Raw genomic sequence first — 22,523 nt, 5'->3', positions numbered from 1 at the left:
TTTTGCTATGCGTTGATGTTATTTGGACGGAACACCTTCAACGTAGCTAATATCTAAAAACGGTTTTTTGCCGTTTTCTTTAGCACTTTTAATTTGTTCTAAGTTTTTTTCCATATCTGTGCTGATTTCGCCGTGTAGGTTAAATTCTGAAGAATGTCCTTTACCGGCTTTTAAGTTGGATTCTTTACCTTCAACATTGAGATTGTTGCTACCAATATTTAGTGTTGTACCGTTATTGGTGACTTGATCTTTGTTGTGGACATCAACTTTAGCATCCAGTTTTAAACCTAGAATTGTGCCGTTTTCGAGATCTTTAAGAATGCCGTCAAGCACTTTTCCTTCCTCATACATAGCCGGTTTTCCGCTACCACTGACAGCAATATCCACTTTAGTTGTTTGTGCGCTATTTTGGCTTTCGGAGGTGGTAAGGTTTCCGCCAATATGACCGTTTAGTTCATTTGCCGTTAAGTGGCTGGAATGAATGCCTAAATTTTTGTCGGCATTAATGGTGGTTTTTTTGCCATTGACATTCGATGGCGTAACGCTTTCTGTTTTTGAGACATCCAAATTAAAGTTGGCTTTGCCACCTGCCGGTTCCCATTTACCTTCTTTCATTGGACCGTTTAGCTCAAAGCCGCCACCAACATTCGTTTGTTTATCGAAATTATCTCCGCCGGAAATGACCGCACTTCCGTTTTGAGCATTGATATTCAATTTGTCGGCGTTAATATTGGCACTGACTACAGAAACATTGGTTTCACTATTAATGTTTAGATTATTGGCATTAATATCGACGGTGCTATGTGCTTTCTTTTTGCCGTGTTCAACATTTAAGTGAGCACCGAGTTCCAAGCTTTCGATAGAAGCGCCAACCCCGACTTTGCCGCCTAAATCAACACCGACTTTTTTGCCGTTTGTTTCCGTACCTTTAACGAGTACCTCTTTACCGTTAATGGTTAAGTTGTCAGCATTAATGTTTGTACCTTGTACTACGGTTAACTCTTTCCCGTTAAGATTAACATTATCTGCAGTAATTGTATTACTATGCCCGTGGTAAGTAGTGTCATTTTTACCGTTGACATTTAACGCTACATTTACGCTTGGCAGGGCGGTTCCAGCTTCTGGCACAGCGATTGCACCAACCTCTACTTTCGCATCAAAGCCACCACCGCTATGTTGTTCTTTTGAGGTAGATTGGTTTAAGGCTAATTTGCCAGCTTCCATATTCACGTTATTGGCTTGAATATTGGCTTCACTGTGTAAGGTATTTTCTGCTTTCATATTCACGTTATTGGTGTGAATAGCGGTCTGATTTGGGGTTTCTATACTGTCTTTTTGGTTTTGGTATTTACCGGCAACGCTAACATTTAGAGTCGCGCTGGTAAAATCTTTACTTGTTGCACCAATGCTGATACTTGCTGCACCTTGATGAGAAACAGTTGAGTCAACATTTTGGGCTGATTCAATATGCTGATTTTTGGCAGTTAAATTTACCTCTGAATTGGCGGTGTATTTCGTGCCACGATCTTTTAGGTTTTCAGTCGCAGTTACATTGATATTATTTGCATTTATCTCTGTGCCTTTTGCGGTTGATTGCGTTTGAGTTTTGCTGCCGCCCTCTCCTCCGATATTCAGATTACCGCTAAAACCTTTATCTTTATTTAACCCGATACCGATATTTAGCCCAGCATTTAAATCAACTTCTTTGTGGATTTTTGCATCTGCCGTTGCTGTATGACTGATGTTATCAGCTTTTTCGTTAACATTTTGTGCATTTAATTGAGTACCTTGATGGATAATTTCTTTGGCATTCAAGTTCAAGTTATTACTTGCTGAAAGCTGTGAACTTTGGGCTTTTTTATCCGTATCGGTTTTGCTGTGATGGGTAGTATTAATACCTAGTCCTAAGTTTACGCTGTTTGCACTTACACCAGTGGTAAGGGTTAATTTGGTGTCGGTTTCCGATTCTTTATGGGTATCGGAATTGATAACGGCAGTAGTATTAATTTTATCGGCATTGATATTTAAATCCCCATTATTTGCCGTAATATGACTTCCTCGCACATTTAGATTTTTACCTGCATTAATTTCAACCTCGCTACCAGAAAGGTTGGCTGCAGTATGCGTAATTTGAGTATCTGTTTTACGTTGACCAAAAAAATCCAGTCCTACTGTAGTTTGAAGCTCTTTTTGTTTTAAACTAAGTTTATCTATATTAGTAAAGGCGGAAAGTTTGTGGGTTTTGGCATCATTGATTTGCTTCTGTTGTGCTGCATCAATATTAATATTTTGACCGGCTTTAAGAGCCAACACGCCAAGTGAGCTGACATTACCTCCCATAATCTTGAGATCTCGATCCGAAATCAAATGAAGTTCTGCATAAGAATGTGCTTCCGATCCTTGCGTGGTGTAATTTTTATAGTTTTCATTATAACGGTGAGTGGCGATATTTAAGATTGTTCCGGTGCGTTTGCTCACATAGTTGGTTTCTTTATTCACAGCCGAATCAATGACTAAATTTCCTTTTCCTGCGTTGACATAAGCCCCATTTTTGGCAATAACACGACTTCCCTTAATATTGACTCCTTCTTTTGCATTAATTAGCAAGGTGTCGCCAGAGACGAAATCCGCCCCATTTTGAAGCGTAATACGTTGTCCTTTATTATCTTTGCGCGAACCGGCAAGCCCACCCCAATAGACTTCTTTATCAATAGAGTCTTGAATTCGTTCGCTAATTTCCGGAGAAAGGCTGACACTTTTATCTGTGTTAATCAAGGTTTTTTCTTTCACATGTGAAACGACACCGGCTAATTTGATGTAACCATGACTTTCAATCAGTAAATTATCTGCTATGAGCTGGGTCGGTTCGTATTGTTTGACTCGTAAGTTTTCCCATACTCCTCCGGTTTTTAAACGACTGGTTTCATTTGCCCAGCCTGTCCCGACACTAGTATAGCGTTCCGATAAGCTACCTTTTAGATCAATCCCTTTCGCTGCGCTTAACTTCATCTCTTTTGCTTGTAAATCAGCAGATACGCCGGCAATCTTGCCGCTATTGGCAACCATTTCTAATTTATCCGTATGAACGACGGCGTTATGCACGACTTTGGTATCAAGAGTGTCTTTCTCGGTACGGTACCACAGACCTTTGCTTTGTCTGTCTTCTTTTTGGTTAAAATGCTCTGCCACTTGTTTACCTAGATTAATATTGCCGGCATTGATTTTAGCGGTTTTACCTTGAATTTTGGTGGCCGTTAAATCTAATTTATTGGCAATATCCATTTCAATATGATCGGCGTTAATGCTATTGCCTGTATAATTTTTATCCCGTTTGACTGTAATATGGTCTAAGCGAACATTGTTATTGAGTTTTTCCGTTTCAACCATGCGTTCGTTTTTACGTTCAAATTTTCCTTTAAAAGCGGCATTACCGGCAACAATGCTAACTTCTTTCGCCTCTAAATCTGTTGTTTCAATATTGACACGACTTTGACTGTTTGGCGCGTGAACACGGATACGGTTTGCTTGGATACTACCCAAAATTTTACCGTCCATTACACCGTTACGTACATTTTTAACCGATAAATTTCCGTCATTGTCTATCTGTAAATGGTTTTGTCCAATAACAATATTGACATCTTTGTTGCCTTTGATATCGCCATTGACTTCAACCCGAGGGGCGATTAAATCTAAAATTTGTGCATCAGTTAATTCCCCTTTAACCATAACTTTGCTACTTAATTTATCGGTTTCATAACCGGTTAGTTTTCCTTCATTAACAACCGGGCGTCCCGCTACTAAACTGGCTCGAGGGGTATTGATAAAGCCGCAATTATCACAAGTAATTCCGCCTTGGTTAGCCAGCACATAATCTGCTGCCATACCGAATACTTCTTGTTTTCCCAATAATAGGGAAGGGTTGCGGGTTACCACTTCATTTAAAATCACATTCGCTGCAGTGTTTTTCAGATTTGGATTTTTCTCTAATTGACCGGCAAGTTGTGATTTACCTGCTTGGAGCGCGTTATTTAACACCGCCCCCTCTTTATTCACATTAAATTTATTGTATTTATTGTGTGATAAACCGCTGCTACTTGGTGAGACAATATTGACGATTTCAATTTTGCCTTGTTTTATTACTTCAGTCGGCGTTTGTTTTACCGGTTGAATATCAGCATTGGCTTGTGAGGCAACAAAAAATACACCTAATGTTGCAGCTAATTTTCCGGATGCGGATAATTTAAATTTCTTAGGGGGCTTTTTCATAATAGTTTGTCCTTTTAGCTTATTAAAATAATGCTCGTTGAGAAAACCGGTTCAACAAGCGTTTAAAAATTGATGCTGGCATTGAAACTTAACATCTGTTCAGAAAAATTTTCTGATGGTGTGAAGAGTTTCCCTTTTGCCCATTCCAAATTAAAGCTATAACGTTGTTTCAACGTTGTTTTCACGCCAACTGCACCGCCGAGTGCTTTTGATGAAAAACTTATTTGACCTTCTTTAGCCACATTACGTTGGATGCCTAAATCAAGCCCAATATAAGGTTCAACCAACCAATCTCCCCAACTTTTGGAAATAAATAGATTGTTTTCCAATACAAGCGCTTTTTCCGCTGTTGAGGACATAAATCTAAATCCCCGTACAGAACCACGCCCTAAAATATCTTGTTGTTTGATGGTCGGTAAGTAAGTGGAACTGTATTGTGCGGTTAAACGGTGTTGCTGACGAAATGTTTGTGAAAGCCATGAGTGATAGGCGATAAAATCAATGTTTGTGCTAAATTTGTGGTAGTTTTGGTACAGACCTTCCGAGTTGTTTTTCTTGAATAATTTGCCGTATTCATAATTTCCGTATAATAGCCATAAGCCGTTTTCAATTAGCCAAAGTTGGTTAAAACCGATATTCGCTGTTGAAATAATCGGGCTTTGGTTCATATACACAATATCTTCTAAGCCATTTTTGGCATTAATATGTTCTAACTGAATATATGCGGTACTGACTGCATTTGAACCTCGCTTTACCACTCGCTCTAATCGGCTTCCGACCTGCCAAGTACGGCCGGATTGCTGCAACTTTTTGTGAGGGAGGTTAAGATCGGAACGATATTGAGAAAGGGAAGCAAAAATACTCATTGTGTAATAGCCATAGGGAATGCTGTAATAAAAAGCGGCACTGCGGTTATAGGGATAAAGATGAGGGCGTAAAGAATGGCTGGCACTTAAACTAAATGTATCTGATAAACCTAATGGGCTATCAATATTAATAAAACCTCGCACGACCCATTCTCCGGTATTTTTTGTGCCGAAATTATCAATAGATAATCTCGTATTCATCCGTTTTTCGTAGTCATTATGCAGCGCAATTTCAACATCGCCATTCTCTTGCGGTAGCACATCTAACGTAACCTTGCTACCGGAAAAACGATTGGTTTGATCCAAACCTTGATCTAAATCTCTAATATTTAATGGTTGGCCAATTAAATTAGGAAATAATAAAGCAGGATTAACAATGTTATCTTTTCCGCTAATTTTACTGACTTTACCCTCTATTACTTGCAAAATAAGACGTTCCGTACCGTCTGTTTGGAATTGGAAAGGATTGTAAATATAGCCGGCTTGTAAATAGGCAGCCGTAATATTTTTACTTAGTTGATTCAGCATATCTTCACTGATACAGCCGTTATGTTCAGGCAATAAATTTCCCGTTGGAATTAAAGTGATGCCACGTAATTCAATCGTTTTATAGGGCAAACATTGCTTGCTATAAATTAAGGTTTCAGTAGCATTTTTTTCATCCGGCTGATAGATTTGTTTGCTTAACTTGGCTGTTGCAACTGTATTAGTTAAATTTTTCAGTTCTTTTTGTGCGCTTTGGGTTAAATCGGTAGGGAGTGTGGATAATGTTTGCTGAGGGGAGTTTTGCGCAAAAGCAGAAACGGTATATATACCAATACTAACTGAGATTAAGTGAGATAAAAAATGCGCTTTAGCCATTGGATAACGCCATTATTAGAATAGTTATGAATAAATCGCTCTGAGTTTTTTGTTATTAAAGAATCACAAATCAGAACTTTCAGCTATAAAAATCCGTCGCAGTATAACAGAGCCAATTGAAGAATTGAAAGCAATATTTTTACTTAATGTTAAATTCACTACGCCATAAATAAAAAGAACTGATTCCTTTTTATCCGTTTCATACAAGGAGACCTGGATATTTTGTAAGGCTATGACAATTACATCTATAAGAGCTTTTAAATGCAATCTATAAAGTTCTATCACTACTATGTTTGAATTTATTGAAGTAATGCATCTGCTATATGAAATGAACCGTTTCTTGAAAAGTATAAAGATTATGCTCTAGAAGGGGACTGGTTTGATTTCCGTGATTGAGATATTACAAAAGATCTTATACCAACTTATCAGTATCAAGAAAACGATTTACATAAATACACATTAAGAAGTATTCGGATAATTCAAAAAAACTTTAACTTAACAGACCGCACTTTACGTGATTAAATATGCCTGACAAATTAATCCACTTAAATAGGAAATTACGATGACAACCTATTTTTCTGACAATTTAACAGCTGAGCAGCAAAAACAAATTCAGCAAATCATCCGACAATTTCAACATCCAAGCCTACAAAAAGATCTGATTGAACTAAACACTTTGAGAAAAGTGGAGAAAGGCAGTAAGACATTGCGCATTGAATTGCAACTGCCTTTTGCTTGGAATACCGGTGTTGAACAACTTAAACGAACGTTATCCGATGCTTTACTGCAAGCAGCGGATTGCAAGGAAATCAAATGGTCTGTGAATTATCAAATCGCTACATTAAAGCGTGCCAATAATCAACCTGCCGTAAAAGGTGTGAAAAATATCATTGCGGTTACATCAGGCAAGGGAGGAGTGGGTAAATCTAGCGTTTCCGTGAATTTAGCCCTTGCGTTACAAACTCAGGGCGCGCGCGTAGGCATTTTAGATGCGGATATTTATGGACCTTCTGTGCCGCATATGCTCGGTGCGCCACATCAACGCCCAACATCGCCGGATAATCAACACATTACACCGATTAAAGCACAGGGTTTATCGGCTAATTCCATTGGTTTTTTAATGGATGAAGATAGTGCGACCATTTGGCGCGGTCCGATGGCAAGTAGTGCATTGAGCCAATTATTGAATGAAACATTATGGGATAGCTTGGATTATCTGGTGATAGATATGCCACCGGGCACCGGCGATATTCAACTTACCCTGTCACAACAAATTCCGGTAACCGGAGCCGTAGTGGTAACAACACCGCAAGATATTGCGTTACTTGATGCGGTAAAAGGGGTTTCAATGTTTGAAAGGGTATCTGTGCCTGTATTAGGTATTGTCGAAAATATGTCAATGCACATTTGTGGTAAGTGCGGTCATCACGAGGCTATTTTTGGTACGGGCGGTGCAGAAAAAATGGCTGAAAAATACAATGTAAAAGTGCTAGCACAGTTGCCTTTACACATTCGTATCCGTGAAGATTTAGACGCCGGTAATCCAACAGTAGTTGCCGCACCGGAAAGTGAAATCACACAAGCCTTCCTACAACTGGCAGAGAAAGTATCTACCGAACTTTACTGGCAAGGTTCGGTGATTCCAAGCGAGATTTTATTTAGAGAAGTGAAGTAAAGATAAGGGCTGTATTGACAGCCCTTTCTTGTTCCCCTTTTCTTTTAGGATTAAAATACCGTGCGTTTTTTCTCACTTTTCTAATCAATTGAGTACAATAATGAAAAATTTTACTAAATATAGTCTGATTGATTTACACCTTCACCTAGACGGCTCACTTTCTCCGGAATGGATGTTTGAATGGGCGGAAAAACAGAATATCGCTTTACCGGCCCAAAATGTTGAACAGCTTCTTTCTCTGGTTTCCGTTCCCCAAGATTGTACGGATCTTAATCAATATCTTAACTGTTTTGCGATTCCCGTTTCTTTACTGCAAAGCTCGGAAGCAATCACCTCTGCGGTTTCTGATTTATTAAAACGCTTAGATCAACAAGGGTTAGCCTATGTTGAAATTCGTTTTGCTCCACAACTTCACATACAAAAAGGTTTAACCCAATCACAGGTGGTGGAAGCGGCTTTAGCTGGGTTACAAGAAGGATTAACGGAAAGCCGATTATTTAAAGCAAATTTAATATTATGCTGTTTGCGTGGTATAGGTTCGCAAGAAGGGAATTTAGAAACCGTGCGAATGGCTAAAAAATATCTGTCAAAAGGGAAACCGGGAGTCGTTGCCGTAGATTTAGCCGGCCCGGAAGCCGGTTATCCAACAATGAATTTTGCAAAAGAATTCGAGCTTGCCAAATCACTTGGTATACCTTTTACTATTCACGCGGGTGAAGCGGCGGGTGCGGAGAATGTTCAACAATCGATTGACCTGGGGGCAAGCCGTATCGGACACGGTATTCGTGCGGCAGAGTCAGAGCTTGTCATGCAATCTTTAGCTGACCGCCACATTGCAGTGGAAATGTGTCCTTGCAGTAATTTACAAACTAAAGCGATTGATCAGTTAAAAAATTACCCTCTTAGAACATTCCTAATGAAGGGAATTATTGCCACATTAAACACCGACAATATGACCGTTTCTCAAACCAATATTCAGCAAGAATTTGATATATTGGCAAGAGAAAATATCAATTAAATGAAGGCGAAGCACAACAGTTACTTGAAAACGCTATTAGTGCTGCTTTTCTCAGCGATGAAGAAAAGCGTGAGTTGAAAAGCGATATTGAAAAACGGATGAATTGTTCCTAAATGGGGGAATTATGTCTAAATCAGGCTGGCTTAGACAGGTTGACCTGCTGAGCTGTTGGATATGCCTCTATTGCAAAGACAAGGATCGGGTTTTCAACTTCTTATCTTAACTAAAATCCTATGGACTTAGTAAACAGGCTTGAATAGATAAAATTCATCGTTGTAATAAAATAGAGAAAAATATTATGAATAAACCAGTTTGTGTTGTTTTAACCGGTGCCGGTATCAGTGCCGAGAGTGGAATTCCGACTTTTCGTGAGGAAGATGGCTTGTGGGCAGGGTATAAGATTGAGGAAGTTTGTACACCTGAAGCGTTGAAAAAGAATAGGGCTAAGGTGTTGGAATTTTATAATGAACGCCGTCGTAATGCTCAAGTGGCGCAACCAAATGCGGCACATCTCGCTTTAGTAGAGCTTGAAAAGGCTTATGATGTACAGATCATTACTCAAAATGTCGATGATTTACACGAACGTGCAGGTAGTCAAAATGTATTGCATTTGCACGGTGAGTTGAACAAGGCGAGAAGTAGCTTTAATACGCATTACATCGTTCCTTGCTTAGGCGATCAGCATATTGACGATAAAGATAATCTCGGGCATCCAATGCGTCCGCATATTGTTTTCTTTGGGGAAAATGTGCCAATGCTGGATCAAGCGGTCAAGTTAGTGAAAAAAGCAGATATTGTGATCGTGATTGGTACATCGTTACAAGTTTATCCCGCCAATGGTTTAGTCAATGAAGCACCTTATGGCGCAACAATTTACCTTGTTGATCCAAATCCTAATACTGGTTTTATTCGTAAACATGTCATTGCGCTGAAAGAAAAGGCTGGTGAAGGCGTGCCAAAAATTGTGAAAGTATTACTCAATAAAGCTACCTGTTCTAGCAATTAAGTGCGGTTAAAAAATCCGATAAATAATAAAAAGGCTGTGTTTACAGCCTTTTTATTATTTATTAGCCGTGAACGAATCTAATTTTTAGATAGAAGGAAGAACCTACGACAATTTAGATAAAATTCACGACATTAATATCTAAACCATTTTCCAACGTTTCGATTAATTTAGGTACATTTTTTTGAAAGAATGGAGAGGCTAGGTGAGCATCTAAGTCGGCTTGCGCTGTCCAACGTTCAATAAAACAGTAAGTCCGAGCTTTTTCTGTCACTACACCGCAGTCATAGCTTTAACAACCTTGATGAGTTTGGCTTTCAGTGATGAATTGTTTGACTAAATCTTCAAATTCGGTTTCAAAACCCTGTTTTACTTGGCAAGTAGCATAAACGCCTATCATATCTGTTTTCTCCATTGTTACTGTTATAAAAGAGCGGTTAATAATACAGAAATTAAGTTATGAAAGTGAGTTCCCCCCTTTTCTAAAAAGGGAGATTATTTTGATTATTGCGCCATATTTTTGACCGATTTTAAAAATCCCTGTGCGCTATTAAATACCGCAGATTTGCCTTGGGCTTGTAAAATCATATCGGACATTTCACGAAATGCGCCTTTGCCACCACCAAGAGACAGCACATAATTTGCGGCATTTTTTACATAGGAAGGCGCATCTGCGACCGCAAAGGAAAGTCCGCTGACGGCAAACGCGGGGAGATCCACACTATCATCGCCAATGTAAGCGGTTTCTTCCGGATTGACGCCGGCTTGTTTCATCAATTCAAAACAGGCACTTTCTTTCTCTAATTTGCCAAGAAAGAATAATGTTATGCCGAGATCGGCAATACGACGACGCAAAATAGCGGAGTCTCTACCTGAAAGTACCGCAACTTGAATGCCGGACTCCATCAACATTTTAATGCCTAAACCATCACGCACATGGAAACTTTTAATGGCCTCACCATTTGCGTCATAATGAAGTTGACCGTCAGTCAGTACACCATCCACGTCGGTGATAACCAATTTAATTTTTTCGAGTTTTTGTTGCATTTGTTTTCCTTAGCTTGAAAATTCGATTAAACCCACCACGTTATTTTCATCATCTACCGCCACCAGAGAGTGAATTTTTTTCTCTTTCATGAAATCTTCCGCTTTTGATAAGAATTCATTTTGGTTAATGGTTTTTGGTGAACTTGTCATAAAATCTTGTGCCGTTTTCTTAAGTGTTTGTTCACCATTAGCAGTAAGAGCTCGGCGAATATCTCCATCAGTGATAATGCCTTTTAATTGGTCGTTTTCCATAACAAGTGCAACCCCCATTCGTCCTTCATTCATCACGGTTAAACAATCGGTGAAATTTGTAGCGGGTGAAATAATAGGTAAGCGTGTTTGCATTTGATCTTTTACCCGACAAAGTAACCTACGACCAAGGCTACCACCCGGATGGAATTTAGCAAAATCGGCAGGTTGGAAATTTCTTGCGGTGATGAGCGATACGGCAAGGGCATCGCCCAATGCCAGCGTCACAAGAGCTGATGTGGTTGGAGCAAGATTATTCGGGCATACTTCACGCTCAACCGTAATATCCAATACATAGTCCGCATGACGGGCAAGGGTAGAGTGTTTATTGCTAGTGAGGGCAATTATTTTATTGCCAAAGTTTTTCAAACTTGGAATCAGTTTATTAACATCATCCGTTTCACCGCTATAGGAAATGAGCATAACAATATCAACCGGTTTGAGCATACCCAGATCACCGTGAAAGGCTTCTGTTGGATGTAAAAAGAAACTTGGCGTACCGGTGGAAGCAAAAGTTGCGACCATTTTTTTTCCAATTAAGCCTGATTTACCAATCCCGCCAATGACAAGGCGGCCTTGGCAATGCAAAATAAGCTCAACGATTTGGTTGAAGTTTTCATCTAAGCGTTGGCTTAATTGGGTGAGTGCGAGACTTTCTACCGAAAGCGTATCGCGTGCAATTTGTAGATAGTTCATGAACAGTCCTAAAGTGCGGTTAAAATTGTGGATATTTTAGCTGAATGTGGTAAAAATTCGAATGAAAAATTATGCCTAATCACTGATGCGATTACTTACGGCTTCAGCGCCGTGGCAAGGGCAACCTTCAAAATCCATTGGATTTTGTTGACCGCACTTTTATTAATCTCTATACTACGCGCCGAGTTGGTTAGACAATCGCTGGTTTATTGAAGCCCTTGACCGTGTTCGCACGACCTAGCGGGACAAGTAAACGAGAGGAAAGTCCGAGCTACACAGGGCAGGGTGCCGGATAACGTCCGGGAGGCGTGAGCCTACGACCAGTGCAACAGAGAGCAGACCGCCGTGCAAACGGTAAGGGTGAAAGGGTGCGGTAAGAGCGCACCGTGTCGCCGGTAACGGTTGGCAGCAGGGTAAACTCCACTCGTAGCAAGACCAAATAGGAACTCAATGGATGGCCCGTCTAGAGTTCGGGTAGGTCGCTTGAGCGGCGGAGTAATTCGTCGCCTAGAGGAATGATTGTCCACGACAGAACTCGGCTTATCGACCAACTCAAAAAAGCAACCGCACTTTAGTTTTGTTCATCATGAATGGATTAAAGTGCGGTTATTTTTTTCATCGTTTTGGTATGGTGTAGCCATTTTCTCAAACTTGTCGTGTTAGATTAAACTTTTATTTCTCATTAAGATCTGTTCCAATATCTCAAATACTAGCTGAACCCGTCTTGGCGTGATAGGCTGATAGGGACGGTAAAGATATAGCCCCCACAGGGCGGATTCTTTGTCGTTTAGCACGACTTGAAGTGTGCCGTTTTCAATGTATTTCTTACAGTCGTGATACATAATCGGAGCAAAAATTCTACCTGCCAGCACGGCTTGTAATAAGCTGCGAATATCACCGGTTACGACGCAAGGTTTTGGTAAGGGAACAGGCTCGTTATCAATAAACCAATCCCAAACTTTACCTGTTTTAGGGTTCAAAAGATTACCTACGGGAAAATTTTCTGCTAAGTCGTGTATATCTTTCGGTAATCCGACATTTGCAATTAATTCCGGGGTGGCGACGATAGGTTCGCGCAACATCATTATTTTCTTTGCAACCCAATGTTCTTTAGGCGTACGACTGATACGGATACCAATATCAATTTGATCCTCCACGGTATTGAGTGTATCGAAATCTGTTCGCCAATCAATGGCAATATGCGGATAAGGTTTTAGTGCGGTCAATAATTGTTGCAAAATATAGTCGGCATAATCAGAAGGCGGCAATGTTATTCGAACCATACCGGCCAAATCATTTTCCTCATGTTTTAATCCGAACAATCGTTCTTCTTGTTGTAGAAAAGCAATCGCATTTGGGCGAAATTTATCGCCAAAATCCGTTAAATGAATAGCGCGCGTATTGCGTTTGAATAAAGGTTCGCCGAGTTCTTTTTCTAATTCGGCAATCACTCGGCTGATCACTTGTGGTGAAACGGAGAAACGAAGTGCGGTCAATTTAAAACTTAAATTTTCTGCTGCGGCAACAAAGTATTTAAGGGCATCTAATCGATTCATAATCTCATTTTTTGGAATTGTGTTTTCTTATTTTATTCATTGTATGGAGTTATGAGGATAAATACAATAACACCGCCTCTAAGTTTTGATTAAGGAGAAAATGATGTGGGATAAAGAAGTTTTAAGCCAAATTGATATTGCAGATGATTTAAAAATCGCTCCATTCCGCCCTGATAGTCAAACAACGGGTACGCCTACTTGGATTTGGGCGGTGATTGTGGAAGGGCGATTATTTGTGCGTGCTTATAGTGGTGTACATTCTAGTTGGTATCAAGCAGCAATTCGGCAGAAGGCAGGTAAAATTTATGCAATAAACAATGTTTTTGATGTGACATTTAATTCAATCAATGATTCTCAACTGAATGATAAAATTGATCAAGCCTATCGCAAGAAATATGCGTCAAGTCGTTATATGTTACATATGATCGGGAGCGGCTCTCGGGCAGCGACAGTAGAAATTTTGGAAAAGTAAGTGCGGTTATTTTTAACCGTATTTTGTAATTGAGGCTCTAAATGAAGGATTTGAAAATGAAGAAAAAGTTATTCACCCTTTTGGGGATTTCACTCTTAGGAGCCGGTGTAGCAGGCTTTACTTTTGCGGAGAACAAAACAATGGAATTAACACCACGTCAAGAAGCGTTAGCCGCTATCGGCGTTTTTACTGCAACAGGTAATCAAATTGAACTAAAAACTATGTTAAATCACGCTTTAGATAAAACTTTAACCGTAAATGAAGCCAAAGATGCGATGGTACAACTTTATGCTTATGTCGGTTTTCCACGTAGTTTAAATGCCCTTTCAACCTTATCGGAAACAGTGAAAGAAAGACAAGAAAAAGGCTCAAAAACAGAACAAGGCAGAGTAGCGACGGCTTTGCCAAAAGGCACAAATATCTTAGAGCGCGGTACGAAAACACAAACGGATTTAGTGGGACAGAAGGTTGATTTATCCAGCCTTTCCCCCGATATTGATCGTTATTTAAAAACTCATTTATTTGGTGATATTTTTGCAAGTGACTTGCTCAACTGGCAAGAAAGAGAAATCATCACGATTGGGGCGTTAAATCAATTAAATGTACCAAGCCAACTTAATGCTCATATTGAGATCGGAAAAAAGAACGGCTTAACTGATGTTCAAATCAACGAAATTACAAAAAAAAATAGGGGTACAAAAAATGGAAACGCTGAGTCAATTTCCTTTGGGTAAATCAAATGATGCTTATGCCCAATATTTCAGCGGTCAAAGCTATTTAGCTCCGATTTCTACCGAGCAAGTAGGGGTATATAACGTTACTTTTGAGCCAACGGTTCGCAATAATTGGCATATTCATCATGCGGCTAAAGGGGGAGGTCAAATTTTGATTGTTACAGCAGGACGCGGTTACTATCAAGAATGGGACAAACCTGCTCAAGAGTTGAAGGTGGGGGATGTGGTGAATATTCCCGCAAATGTGAAACACTGGCATGGCGCGGCGAAAGATTCGTGGTTTCAACATTTAGCCATTGAAGTACCCGGTGAGGTAACGAGCAATGAGTGGCTTGAACCGGTTTCGGATGAATATTATGCAAAATTAAAATAAGTGCGGTCATTTTTTAATGTATTTTTGTAAATCAATTAGGAGAAATAACATGAACAATATTCAAGATAAAGTTGTTATTATCACGGGAGCCTCATCAGGTATAGGTGAAGCTACGGCATATAAATTAGCCGAAAACGGTGCAAAATTAGTGTTAGGTGCGCGTCGTGAAGCTAAATTACAAGCGATTGTAGAAAACATCAGAGCTAAAGGCGGCGAAGCCGTTTATCGTGTCACGGATGTGGTGAAAGCGGAAGATAATACGGCGTTGGTTGAACTTGCTAAAAATACATTTGGTAAAGTCGATGCAATTTTCTTAAATGCCGGTTTAATGCCAAACTCACCGCTTTCAGCCTTGGAAACAAACAATTGGAATGCAATGGTGGATGTCAATATTAAAGGCGTGTTAAACGGTATTGCGGCGGTGTTACCTACCTTTGAGTCGCAAAAATCCGGTCACATTTTAGCGGTTTCTTCCGTTGCAGGGTTAAAAGTATATCCCAGGGCGAGTGTTTACTGCGGGACAAAATGGGCGGTAAAAGCCATTATGGAAGGATTGCGTATGGAATCCGCTCAAGCCGGTACAAATATTCGCACGGCAACGATTTATCCTGCGGCGGTGCAATCCGAATTAGTCGATCACATCACTAATGAAACAACATCCAAAGGCTACCGTGAGCTTTACGATACTTTTGAAATCCCTGCGGAACGTGTGGCAAACGTAGTGGCATTTGCCCTTTCCCAACCTGAAGATACAAATATCAGTGAATTTACCCTAGGGCCAACGATTCAGCCTTGGTAATTCCCTCCAAAATTTAACCGCACTTTAGTTTTTGTCATCAAAGTGTGGTTGTTTTTTAGTTATTATGTAGATCAATATTAATCTGCATAAGATGGTATGTTGTTGTGATCATGTGCAGATTTGCTTTTTATAGCAATGTTATTATTTATTGTCATACTCTTGTCACTTTTACAAAGTATTCTCTTTAATAACAATGAACTAAAGAGGAAATGATATGAAATGTAAACATTGTTTTGCTATGTTAGGCTTAGCTTTAAGTATGACAAGTGCAGCGAAAATACCATCGGCTTTTGAAACTCCGGCTGAATTGGCAGGTCATGCAGTGTTACCTGCAAATGCTGTAGTTTCCGTACCGAATGATGCACCGAGTGATTTAAAAATTGCAGGGAAATATACCACTTTCAAGCGAGTGGAAAAATTGCAATCCGTAGCGGGAAAATCAAAAGATCGTGAAACGGGTTATTTTTTACCGATTCAAGATCAGCCAAGGCAAGGCCATTCCGGAATAAAAGTTGTTGGAAAAGATACGGTATGGATCCTTACCGATAATGGCTTTGGCGGTAAAGTTAATTCGCCGGATTCGATGCTTTATCTGAATCAATATCAAATTAATTGGTCGAAGGGCAAATTTGAACCGCTTAAGACAGTTTTTTTAGCGGATCCTGATAAAAAAGTACCGTTTCGTATTGTGCATGAAGATACAAAGGAAAGATATTTAACCGGATCGGATTTTGATACGGAAAGTTTTCAAATTATCGGCAATAATATTTGGATTGGCGATGAATTCGGTCCGTATTTAATTAAAACGGATTTAGACGGAAAAGTATTATCTGTGTTTGAAGCGGAAGTAGACGGAATAAAAATTCAGTCACCCGATCACTATCGGGTAGTTTCACCGGGCATACCAAACGGTCAGCATAAAAATGTCAATTTAAAACGTTCGAAAGGTTATGAAGGAATGGCCTCTTCCCCTGACGGTAAATATCTTTACCCATTATTAGAAGGACCTCTATGGGATGAAAAAAAACAAAGTTGGGAAACTATCGACGACAAGATTGCATTACGTATTTTAGAGTTTGATGTCGATAAACAGGAATGGACGGGACGTTACTGGCTTTATCCTCTAGAAAACGAACACAATGCAATTGGGGATTTTAATCTGCTTGATGCAAAAAAAGGCTTAATCATAGAGCGGGATAACGGTGAAGGAACAGAGGATAAAGGTTGTAAAAATCTTACGGATACTACACATTGTTTTTCTGAACCGGCAAAATTTAAGCGGGTTTATAAAGTGGAATTTTCCTCTGATAATGTAGGTAAAGCTGTGAAAAAAATTGCATATATTGATTTATTGAATATTTCCGATCCAAATAAAGTCAGTCTTAAGCCTTTGAATGGAGGAGTATTGAAATTCCCATTCTTTACTATTGAGAACCTTGATATTGTTGATAGTGAACACATTATCGTCGGTAATGATAATAACTTTCCATTTTCATCAAGTCGAGAACCTAATCGTCAAGACGATAATGAATTAATTTTATTGAAAGTACCGGCTTTACTGGGAGCGAAATAATCACAGATTATCGAAAATTCAGTTAAAATTAACCGCACTTTGAGTTGAGTTTAGAACGCTGTTACTCAAAGTGCGGTTAAATTTCTTTATATTTTATACTGTTTTATTATTCTTTATATAATTGATTATACAATCCGCTTTCAAATTGTACCAAAGGGGCGCGTTTTGTTTTATTTTCAAGTTCGCCGGTGGAATAACCGTTAATAAATTGGACAAAGGCGATCTTCTCGCCGCGTGCATTTGTCATAAACCCTGCAAGGTTGTAAACCCCTTTTAATGAACCGGTCTTTGCGATGACATTTTTTACTAACGGCGGATTAATTAATCCGCCACGTCCGCTAATGGTGCCGTCAACGCCCGCAATAGGGAAAGTTTCCATTAAATGCAGTTTATCTTCATTTTTCGCAATGTATTCCAGTATAGAAAGCATTGTTTTAGGCGCAACTAAGTTATGACGTGAAAGGCCGGAACCATCCGCCAAGATACTATTACCGAATTTGATTCCTTGCTTTTGTAAAACGGATTTAACCGCTAATGTCCCGAGTTGGAAGGTGGCCGGACGTTTATAGTAATGGTAGGCAATGGCTCGAAATAAAGAATCGGCAATTTGATTATCGGATTTTTTCATCATTTTTTTTAATAAAGCCGGTAACGGTTTAGAGAAATGTTGTGCCAATAATTGCCCTTGCTGTGGTTTTTGCGGTTGTAGTACTTTTCCATTAAATTCAATGCCTAATCGTTTTAGTTGACGTTGAATAATCGACGCCGCATAAGCATCGGGATCTTGTACGGCAAAACTTAAACCGAACGGTTTTGTCTGACGGGCAAGACAGCCTTTAACTTGATAGCGATTATTATCATGCACCATCACATCTAATTGACAATAGGGTGATTCACGACTGTTTGCCACATAAATTTGTCCGAAAACTTGAATGGGAAATTGTGCCGGCACATTGATTTTAACGGTTTCCCCCGGCGTTTGATTGGCATCCAATTCCGCATAAAAACAGTTATTATCAATATTTGCGGCGGAAGGAGGGGAATTGAAGCACATGGTTAAATCATTCCAAATCCAACCTAAACCACGATCATGACTGGAGAATACGGAAGTATCCAGTATGAGATCACCATGAATTTTATTGATGCCTTGTTTTTTTAATTCGGCAAGTAAGCTATAAAGTTGTCCGCTGGTGAGATCCGGATCGCCGCTAAAACGTACGATTAAATTGCCCTCTAACAGCCCGTTTTGAATTTTGCCGTTCGTTAAAAGGGCGGTATCAAATTTGAAGTCATCACCAAGCACTAATTTTGCAGAAACGGCGGTAAATATTTTTTGTGTACTTGCCGGTAGCATAAAGGTCGTGCTGTGATAATCCGCAATGATTTGATCTTGATTTAGATTTTTAGCAATAATTCCTGTACTTGCACCTTCGGGCAAATACTCGGTAATCGAGGGAAGGTCAATTTTTGCATAGCTGGAAAGGGAAAAGCCGAGTGTAAAAAATATTGCTTTAAGTGCGGTTGAAATTGAAGATATTTTTTCCATTATTAACGGTTCTGGTTGCTATTTCTTTCAAGACGGACAATAATAGTCCCCGAACTCACGAGAGTAAATCATTTTCTTGTGTACGTTAATTTTAAGTCGCTACGGCAATGTTTTTTCAATTTTGCCGTGGTTTTCTTTTTATTAAATTTTAAGGAATGAAGCTATGAAACAAATTCCAATGACTGTGCGTGGTGCAGAGCTATTGAAAGAAGAATTGGATTTCTTGAAAAATGTTCGTCGCCCCGAAATTATTAAGGCAATTGCAGAAGCCCGTGAACACGGTGATTTAAAAGAAAATGCAGAATATCACGCCGCACGTGAACAACAAGGTTTTTGTGAAGGGCGAATTCAAGAGATTGAAGGCAAGTTGACCAATAGTCAAGTGATTGATGTCACTAAGTTGCCGAATAACGGCAAAGTGATTTTTGGGGCGACAGTCGTATTAGTGAATACCGATACGGAGGAGGAAATTACTTATAAAATTGTCGGCGATGATGAAGCGGATATTAAATCAGGTTTGATTTCCGTGAATTCACCGATTGCACGCGGTTTAATTGGTAAAGAACTGGATGATACGGTAAATATTGTGACGCCGGGCGGTGCGGTTGAATTTGAAATTATTGAAGTAGATTATCTCTAGGAAATAAAAAAGTGCGGTCATTTTTTACCGCACTTTAATGTAAATTATTTCCGTGGAAGTTGTATTTTCTTTTCTTCGCTAGGTTTGTAAAGCACTAAAATATGCCCGATAGTTTGAACGTTTGAAGATTGGGTTTCACGAACAATAGCATCAATGATTAATTGTTTGGTTTCTCGGTCGGCGCCGGCAATTTTTACTTTAATGAGCTCATGGTGGTCCAAGGCGTTTTCAATTTCGGCAAGCACGCCCTCGGTTAACCCATTGCCACCGAGCATAACAACAGGGTTTAGATGGTGTGCAAGGCCTTTTAAAAATTGTTTTTGTTTGGTTGATAAGGTTGTCATAAGGAATCCTATAAATGAATACGAATAATAAAAAGAGCGGTCAGAAAAAACAGAGATTTTCTCTGTTTTTAAGCTCATCAAGTCTTGAATTTGGCAAATTGTACCCAAATATAGGCGAAACTACTACAAAAAATAGTACGAAAGATAGAAATTATGGGAAAGAAAAAACGTTCGGCGAGTTCTTCTCGTTGGCTAAACGAACATTTTAAAGATCCGTTTGTACAAAAAGCACATAAGCAAAAATTGCGTTCTCGTGCTTATTTTAAACTTGATGAAATTCAGCAAACAGACAAATTATTTAAACTGGGAATGACTGTTGTCGATCTTGGAGCTGCACCGGGCGGATGGTCGCAATACGTAGTAAGCCAAATCGGTAACAATGGAAAAGTAATTGCTTGCGATATTTTGGAAATGGATCCGATCGTAGGAGTTGATTTTTTACAAGGCGATTTTCGTGATGAAAAGGTCCTTAATGCATTGCTTGAAAGGGTGGGTGAAGTCAAGGTAGATGTAGTGATGTCGGATATGGCACCCAATTTCAGCGGTATGCCGTCTGTTGATATTCCCCGTGCGATGTATTTGGTGGAACTGGCATTAGATATGTGCAAGCAAGTATTGGCAATAAAAGGCAGTTTTGTAGTAAAGGTATTTCAAGGGGCAGGATTTGATGAATATTTGAAAGAGATTCGCTCTCTTTTTAATGTGGTAAAAGTCCGTAAACCGGAGGCTTCGCGCGGACGCTCCCGTGAGGTTTATATTGTGGCTACGGGCTATAAAGGCGAATCGCTTTGATAGCTTTTCATAGTCTATGATATATAGTATCTTGTGACGAATTTATTAACTTAGGAAAGGCAGGTTAAACTTTGAACGATATGGTCAAAAATTTGGTGCTCTGGATCGTGGTGGCGGTTGTGATGATGACTGCTTACCAGAGTTTCAATTCTAATTCGGTAGAAAATTCCACCGATTACACGACGTTTGTTTACGATGTGAGCAACGGTCAAGTAAAAGAAGCGCGTTTTGATACCAATGAAATTACGGTAACAAAAAACGATGGCTCAAAATATATGACTGTCATGCCACCATTGGAAGATAAGAAATTACTTGATGATTTATTAAGTAAGAAAGTGAAAGTAGAGGGTACGCCGTTTGAAAGACGTAGTTTAATTTCACAAATTTTAATTTCTTGGTTTCCAATGCTATTTCTTGTGGGCGTGTGGATTTTCTTTATGCGTCAAATGCAAGGCGGTGGCGGCAAGGCAATGAGCTTTGGTAAAAGCCGAGCAAAAATGTTAAGCCAAGATCAAATCAAAGTGACTTTTGCCGATGTGGCGGGTTGTGATGAAGCAAAAGAAGAAGTAGGCGAGATTGTCGATTTCTTACGTGATCCGACTAAATTCCAAAATTTAGGCGGTAAAATTCCAAAGGGGATTTTGATGGTAGGACCACCGGGTACCGGTAAAACTTTATTGGCAAAAGCGATTGCCGGTGAAGCTAAAGTACCGTTTTTTACTATTTCGGGCTCTGATTTCGTTGAAATGTTTGTCGGTGTAGGGGCTTCCCGTGTACGCGATATGTTTGAACAAGCGAAGAAAAATGCCCCTTGTTTGATTTTTATTGATGAAATTGATGCAGTGGGTCGTCAACGTGGTGCCGGTTTAGGCGGCGGTCATGATGAGCGTGAGCAAACCCTTAACCAAATGCTCGTTGAAATGGATGGCTTTGGCGGTCACGACGGTGTCATTGTAATTGCCGCAACTAACCGTCCGGATGTGTTAGATCCGGCATTAACCCGTCCGGGGCGTTTCGACCGTCAAGTCGTGGTGGGATTACCGGATGTAAAAGGTCGCGAGCAAATTTTAAAAGTACATATGTGTAAGGTACCGTTGGCTGAGGATGTAGATGCTATGACATTAGCTCGTGGTACACCGGGCTATTCCGGTGCGGATCTGGCTAACCTTGTCAATGAAGCTGCGCTATTTGCTGCCCGTAATAATAAACGCAAGGTTTCCATGCTTGAGTTTGAAAAAGCAAAAGATAAAATTAATATGGGGCCCGAACGTCGTACTATGATTATGACGGAGAAACAAAAAGAATCGACGGCTTATCATGAAGCAGGACATGCCATTGTGGGATATTTAGTACCGGAGCATGATCCGGTTCATAAAGTGACCATTATTCCTCGTGGCCGTGCATTGGGGGTTACGTTCTTCTTACCTGAAGGTGATCAGGTCAGCATTAGCCAAAAACAATTAGAGAGTAAACTTTCTACCCTTTATGCAGGGCGTTTGGCTGAAGATTTGATTTACGGTGAAGAAAATATTTCTACCGGCGCTTCTAATGATATTAAAGTGGCAACTAATATTGCCCGTAATATGGTGACTCAATGGGGTTTCTCCGAGAAACTTGGACCAATTCTTTATTCTGAAGATGAAGGTGAAGTATTCTTAGGTCGCTCAATGGCAAAAGCAAAACATATGTCTGATGAAACAGCTCATCTGATTGATGAAGAAGTACGTGCAATCATAACCCGTAATTATGAGCGTGCGAGACAAATTCTTATTGATAATATGGATATTTTGCATGCGATGAAAGATGCACTTGTGAAGTATGAAACGATTGAAGAATTGCAAATTAAACAGCTGATGAATCGTGAACCGATCACGCCGCCATCAGGTTGGGAAGAGCCGAAAGTCTCACAAGCTGCTTATTCAAATAGTTCAACTGAAACGAAATCCGATGAAAGTGCGGTTGAAAATTCGCAAGATTCTGAATAATCTTCAAAAGAAAGCCTTCCTAGAGGAA

General features: G+C 39.7%; 20 protein-coding genes and 1 other RNA gene. 12 read left to right on the top strand and 9 right to left on the bottom strand.

Annotation, left to right across the window (positions count from 1 at the left end):
* Window positions 1-18 precede the first annotated feature (18 nt).
* Together BKL51_RS00955 and BKL51_RS00950 are read right to left on the bottom strand one after the other, a co-directional pair.
* Window positions 19-4,266 (bottom strand): hemagglutinin repeat-containing protein, encoded by a 4,248-nt coding sequence (locus BKL51_RS00955; protein ID WP_077464892.1) that lies wholly within the window; start codon window positions 4,264-4,266, stop codon window positions 19-21.
* A 62-nt stretch (window positions 4,267-4,328) separates the two neighbouring features.
* The gene (locus BKL51_RS00950; RefSeq protein WP_077464891.1) at window positions 4,329-5,993 is read right to left on the bottom strand and encodes a ShlB/FhaC/HecB family hemolysin secretion/activation protein; all 1,665 of its coding nucleotides are present in this window, start codon (window positions 5,991-5,993) and stop codon (window positions 4,329-4,331) included.
* Window positions 5,994-6,555: 562 nt separating this feature from the next.
* Here BKL51_RS00950 and apbC point away from each other — a divergent pair.
* From apbC to BKL51_RS00935, 3 genes are all read left to right on the top strand, one after another.
* The gene (gene apbC, locus BKL51_RS00945) at window positions 6,556-7,668 is read left to right on the top strand and encodes an iron-sulfur cluster carrier protein ApbC (RefSeq protein ID WP_077464890.1); all 1,113 of its coding nucleotides are present in this window, start codon (window positions 6,556-6,558) and stop codon (window positions 7,666-7,668) included.
* Between the two features lie 100 nt (window positions 7,669-7,768).
* Window positions 7,769-8,686, top strand: coding sequence for an adenosine deaminase (gene add / locus BKL51_RS00940; protein WP_233127064.1), 918 nt, complete (start codon window positions 7,769-7,771; stop codon window positions 8,684-8,686).
* A gap of 298 nt (window positions 8,687-8,984) precedes the next feature.
* On the top strand, window positions 8,985-9,692 hold the full coding sequence (locus tag BKL51_RS00935) for an NAD-dependent deacylase (protein WP_077464889.1): 708 nt from the start codon (window positions 8,985-8,987) through the stop codon (window positions 9,690-9,692).
* Window positions 9,693-9,804: 112 nt separating this feature from the next.
* Here BKL51_RS00935 and BKL51_RS11930 read toward each other — a convergent pair whose 3' ends face one another.
* The 4 genes from BKL51_RS11930 to BKL51_RS00920 all read right to left on the bottom strand — a co-directional run bounded on the left by BKL51_RS11930 (window position 9,805) and on the right by BKL51_RS00920 (window position 11,681).
* Window positions 9,805-9,963: a putative quinol monooxygenase gene (locus tag BKL51_RS11930; protein ID WP_198930095.1), complete on the bottom strand. Its 159-nt coding sequence runs from the start codon at window positions 9,961-9,963 to the stop codon at window positions 9,805-9,807.
* A gap of 18 nt (window positions 9,964-9,981) precedes the next feature.
* Entirely contained in the window at window positions 9,982-10,104 is a 123-nt protein-coding gene (locus BKL51_RS12245) for a hypothetical protein (protein ID WP_255372283.1), read from the bottom strand.
* 89 nt (window positions 10,105-10,193) lie between these two features.
* Window positions 10,194-10,736, bottom strand: a complete 543-nt coding sequence (locus tag BKL51_RS00925) for an HAD family hydrolase (protein ID WP_077464888.1) — start codon at window positions 10,734-10,736, stop codon at window positions 10,194-10,196.
* Window positions 10,737-10,745: 9 nt separating this feature from the next.
* Window positions 10,746-11,681 carry a KpsF/GutQ family sugar isomerase gene (locus BKL51_RS00920; RefSeq protein ID WP_077464887.1) on the bottom strand — a complete coding sequence of 312 codons (936 nt, stop codon included), beginning with the start codon at window positions 11,679-11,681 and terminating at the stop codon, window positions 10,746-10,748.
* A 182-nt stretch (window positions 11,682-11,863) separates the two neighbouring features.
* Here BKL51_RS00920 and rnpB point away from each other — a divergent pair.
* Window positions 11,864-12,240, top strand: an RNA gene (gene rnpB, locus BKL51_RS00915) — RNase P RNA component class A.
* A gap of 100 nt (window positions 12,241-12,340) precedes the next feature.
* On the opposite strand, the gene BKL51_RS00910 is transcribed toward rnpB, so the two are convergent.
* Window positions 12,341-13,237, bottom strand: coding sequence for a LysR family transcriptional regulator (locus BKL51_RS00910; RefSeq protein ID WP_077464886.1), 897 nt, complete (start codon window positions 13,235-13,237; stop codon window positions 12,341-12,343).
* 100 nt (window positions 13,238-13,337) lie between these two features.
* On the opposite strand from BKL51_RS00910, the gene BKL51_RS00905 reads away from it, so the two are divergent.
* The 5 genes from BKL51_RS00905 (at window position 13,338) to BKL51_RS00890 (ending at window position 17,188) form a co-directional block, all read left to right on the top strand.
* Window positions 13,338-13,709 carry a DUF2255 family protein gene (locus tag BKL51_RS00905; protein ID WP_077464885.1) on the top strand — a complete coding sequence of 124 codons (372 nt, stop codon included), beginning with the start codon at window positions 13,338-13,340 and terminating at the stop codon, window positions 13,707-13,709.
* Between the two features lie 56 nt (window positions 13,710-13,765).
* Window positions 13,766-14,443 (top strand): carboxymuconolactone decarboxylase family protein, encoded by a 678-nt coding sequence (locus tag BKL51_RS12015; protein ID WP_233127063.1) that lies wholly within the window; start codon window positions 13,766-13,768, stop codon window positions 14,441-14,443.
* The gene (locus BKL51_RS12010) at window positions 14,412-14,816 is read left to right on the top strand and encodes a cupin domain-containing protein (RefSeq protein ID WP_233127062.1); all 405 of its coding nucleotides are present in this window, start codon (window positions 14,412-14,414) and stop codon (window positions 14,814-14,816) included. The genes BKL51_RS12015 and BKL51_RS12010 overlap by 32 nt, the downstream gene beginning before the upstream one ends.
* A 49-nt stretch (window positions 14,817-14,865) precedes the next feature.
* A complete protein-coding gene (locus tag BKL51_RS00895; protein WP_077464884.1) occupies window positions 14,866-15,615 on the top strand; it encodes an SDR family oxidoreductase in 750 nt (249 codons plus the stop codon).
* 214 nt (window positions 15,616-15,829) lie between these two features.
* On the top strand, window positions 15,830-17,188 hold the full coding sequence (locus BKL51_RS00890; RefSeq protein WP_077464883.1) for an esterase-like activity of phytase family protein: 1,359 nt from the start codon (window positions 15,830-15,832) through the stop codon (window positions 17,186-17,188).
* A gap of 106 nt (window positions 17,189-17,294) precedes the next feature.
* Here the strand turns inward: BKL51_RS00890 and dacB are convergent, their stop codons facing one another.
* Window positions 17,295-18,734, bottom strand: a complete 1,440-nt coding sequence (gene dacB, locus BKL51_RS00885; RefSeq protein WP_077464882.1) for a serine-type D-Ala-D-Ala carboxypeptidase — start codon at window positions 18,732-18,734, stop codon at window positions 17,295-17,297.
* Window positions 18,735-18,897: 163 nt separating this feature from the next.
* Between dacB and greA the strand changes: the two genes are divergently transcribed.
* The gene (gene greA, locus BKL51_RS00880; RefSeq protein WP_077464881.1) at window positions 18,898-19,374 is read left to right on the top strand and encodes a transcription elongation factor GreA; all 477 of its coding nucleotides are present in this window, start codon (window positions 18,898-18,900) and stop codon (window positions 19,372-19,374) included.
* A gap of 44 nt (window positions 19,375-19,418) precedes the next feature.
* Here the strand turns inward: greA and yhbY are convergent, their stop codons facing one another.
* Window positions 19,419-19,718 carry a ribosome assembly RNA-binding protein YhbY gene (gene yhbY / locus BKL51_RS00875; RefSeq protein WP_077464880.1) on the bottom strand — a complete coding sequence of 100 codons (300 nt, stop codon included), beginning with the start codon at window positions 19,716-19,718 and terminating at the stop codon, window positions 19,419-19,421.
* A gap of 153 nt (window positions 19,719-19,871) precedes the next feature.
* Here yhbY and rlmE point away from each other — a divergent pair, with 153 nt between their 5' ends.
* A complete protein-coding gene (rlmE, locus tag BKL51_RS00870; protein ID WP_077464879.1) occupies window positions 19,872-20,510 on the top strand; it encodes a 23S rRNA (uridine(2552)-2'-O)-methyltransferase RlmE in 639 nt (212 codons plus the stop codon).
* 80 nt (window positions 20,511-20,590) lie between these two features.
* On the top strand, window positions 20,591-22,495 hold the full coding sequence (gene ftsH / locus BKL51_RS00865) for an ATP-dependent zinc metalloprotease FtsH (RefSeq protein ID WP_077464878.1): 1,905 nt from the start codon (window positions 20,591-20,593) through the stop codon (window positions 22,493-22,495).
* The last annotated feature ends 28 nt before the right edge of the window (window positions 22,496-22,523 follow it).

It is taken from the genome of Rodentibacter sp. Ppn85 (genome assembly GCF_001999335.1).
Lineage (GTDB): Bacteria > Pseudomonadota > Gammaproteobacteria > Enterobacterales > Pasteurellaceae > Rodentibacter.
This window is presented reverse-complemented; position numbering and strand designations above follow the sequence as displayed.

What these genes read in the sequence shown, in the direction of transcription:
- BKL51_RS00955 (WP_077464892.1), bottom strand. Translation starts at nt 4,266, where the DNA reads ATGAAAAAGCCCCCTAAGAAATTTAAATTATCCGCATCCGGAAAATTA.
- BKL51_RS00950 (WP_077464891.1), bottom strand. Translation starts at nt 5,993, where the DNA reads ATGGCTAAAGCGCATTTTTTATCTCACTTAATCTCAGTTAGTATTGGT.
- apbC (WP_077464890.1), top strand. Translation starts at nt 6,556, where the DNA reads ATGACAACCTATTTTTCTGACAATTTAACAGCTGAGCAGCAAAAACAA.
- add (WP_233127064.1), top strand. Translation starts at nt 7,769, where the DNA reads ATGAAAAATTTTACTAAATATAGTCTGATTGATTTACACCTTCACCTA.
- BKL51_RS00935 (WP_077464889.1), top strand. Translation starts at nt 8,985, where the DNA reads ATGAATAAACCAGTTTGTGTTGTTTTAACCGGTGCCGGTATCAGTGCC.
- BKL51_RS12245 (WP_255372283.1), bottom strand. Translation starts at nt 10,104, where the DNA reads ATGGAGAAAACAGATATGATAGGCGTTTATGCTACTTGCCAAGTAAAA.
- BKL51_RS00925 (WP_077464888.1), bottom strand. Translation starts at nt 10,736, where the DNA reads ATGCAACAAAAACTCGAAAAAATTAAATTGGTTATCACCGACGTGGAT.
- BKL51_RS00920 (WP_077464887.1), bottom strand. Translation starts at nt 11,681, where the DNA reads ATGAACTATCTACAAATTGCACGCGATACGCTTTCGGTAGAAAGTCTC.
- BKL51_RS00910 (WP_077464886.1), bottom strand. Translation starts at nt 13,237, where the DNA reads ATGAATCGATTAGATGCCCTTAAATACTTTGTTGCCGCAGCAGAAAAT.
- BKL51_RS00905 (WP_077464885.1), top strand. Translation starts at nt 13,338, where the DNA reads ATGATGTGGGATAAAGAAGTTTTAAGCCAAATTGATATTGCAGATGAT.
- BKL51_RS12015 (WP_233127063.1), top strand. Translation starts at nt 13,766, where the DNA reads ATGAAGAAAAAGTTATTCACCCTTTTGGGGATTTCACTCTTAGGAGCC.
- BKL51_RS12010 (WP_233127062.1), top strand. Translation starts at nt 14,412, where the DNA reads ATGGAAACGCTGAGTCAATTTCCTTTGGGTAAATCAAATGATGCTTAT.
- BKL51_RS00895 (WP_077464884.1), top strand. Translation starts at nt 14,866, where the DNA reads ATGAACAATATTCAAGATAAAGTTGTTATTATCACGGGAGCCTCATCA.
- BKL51_RS00890 (WP_077464883.1), top strand. Translation starts at nt 15,830, where the DNA reads ATGAAATGTAAACATTGTTTTGCTATGTTAGGCTTAGCTTTAAGTATG.
- dacB (WP_077464882.1), bottom strand. Translation starts at nt 18,734, where the DNA reads ATGGAAAAAATATCTTCAATTTCAACCGCACTTAAAGCAATATTTTTT.
- greA (WP_077464881.1), top strand. Translation starts at nt 18,898, where the DNA reads ATGAAACAAATTCCAATGACTGTGCGTGGTGCAGAGCTATTGAAAGAA.
- yhbY (WP_077464880.1), bottom strand. Translation starts at nt 19,718, where the DNA reads ATGACAACCTTATCAACCAAACAAAAACAATTTTTAAAAGGCCTTGCA.
- rlmE (WP_077464879.1), top strand. Translation starts at nt 19,872, where the DNA reads ATGGGAAAGAAAAAACGTTCGGCGAGTTCTTCTCGTTGGCTAAACGAA.
- ftsH (WP_077464878.1), top strand. Translation starts at nt 20,591, where the DNA reads ATGGTCAAAAATTTGGTGCTCTGGATCGTGGTGGCGGTTGTGATGATG.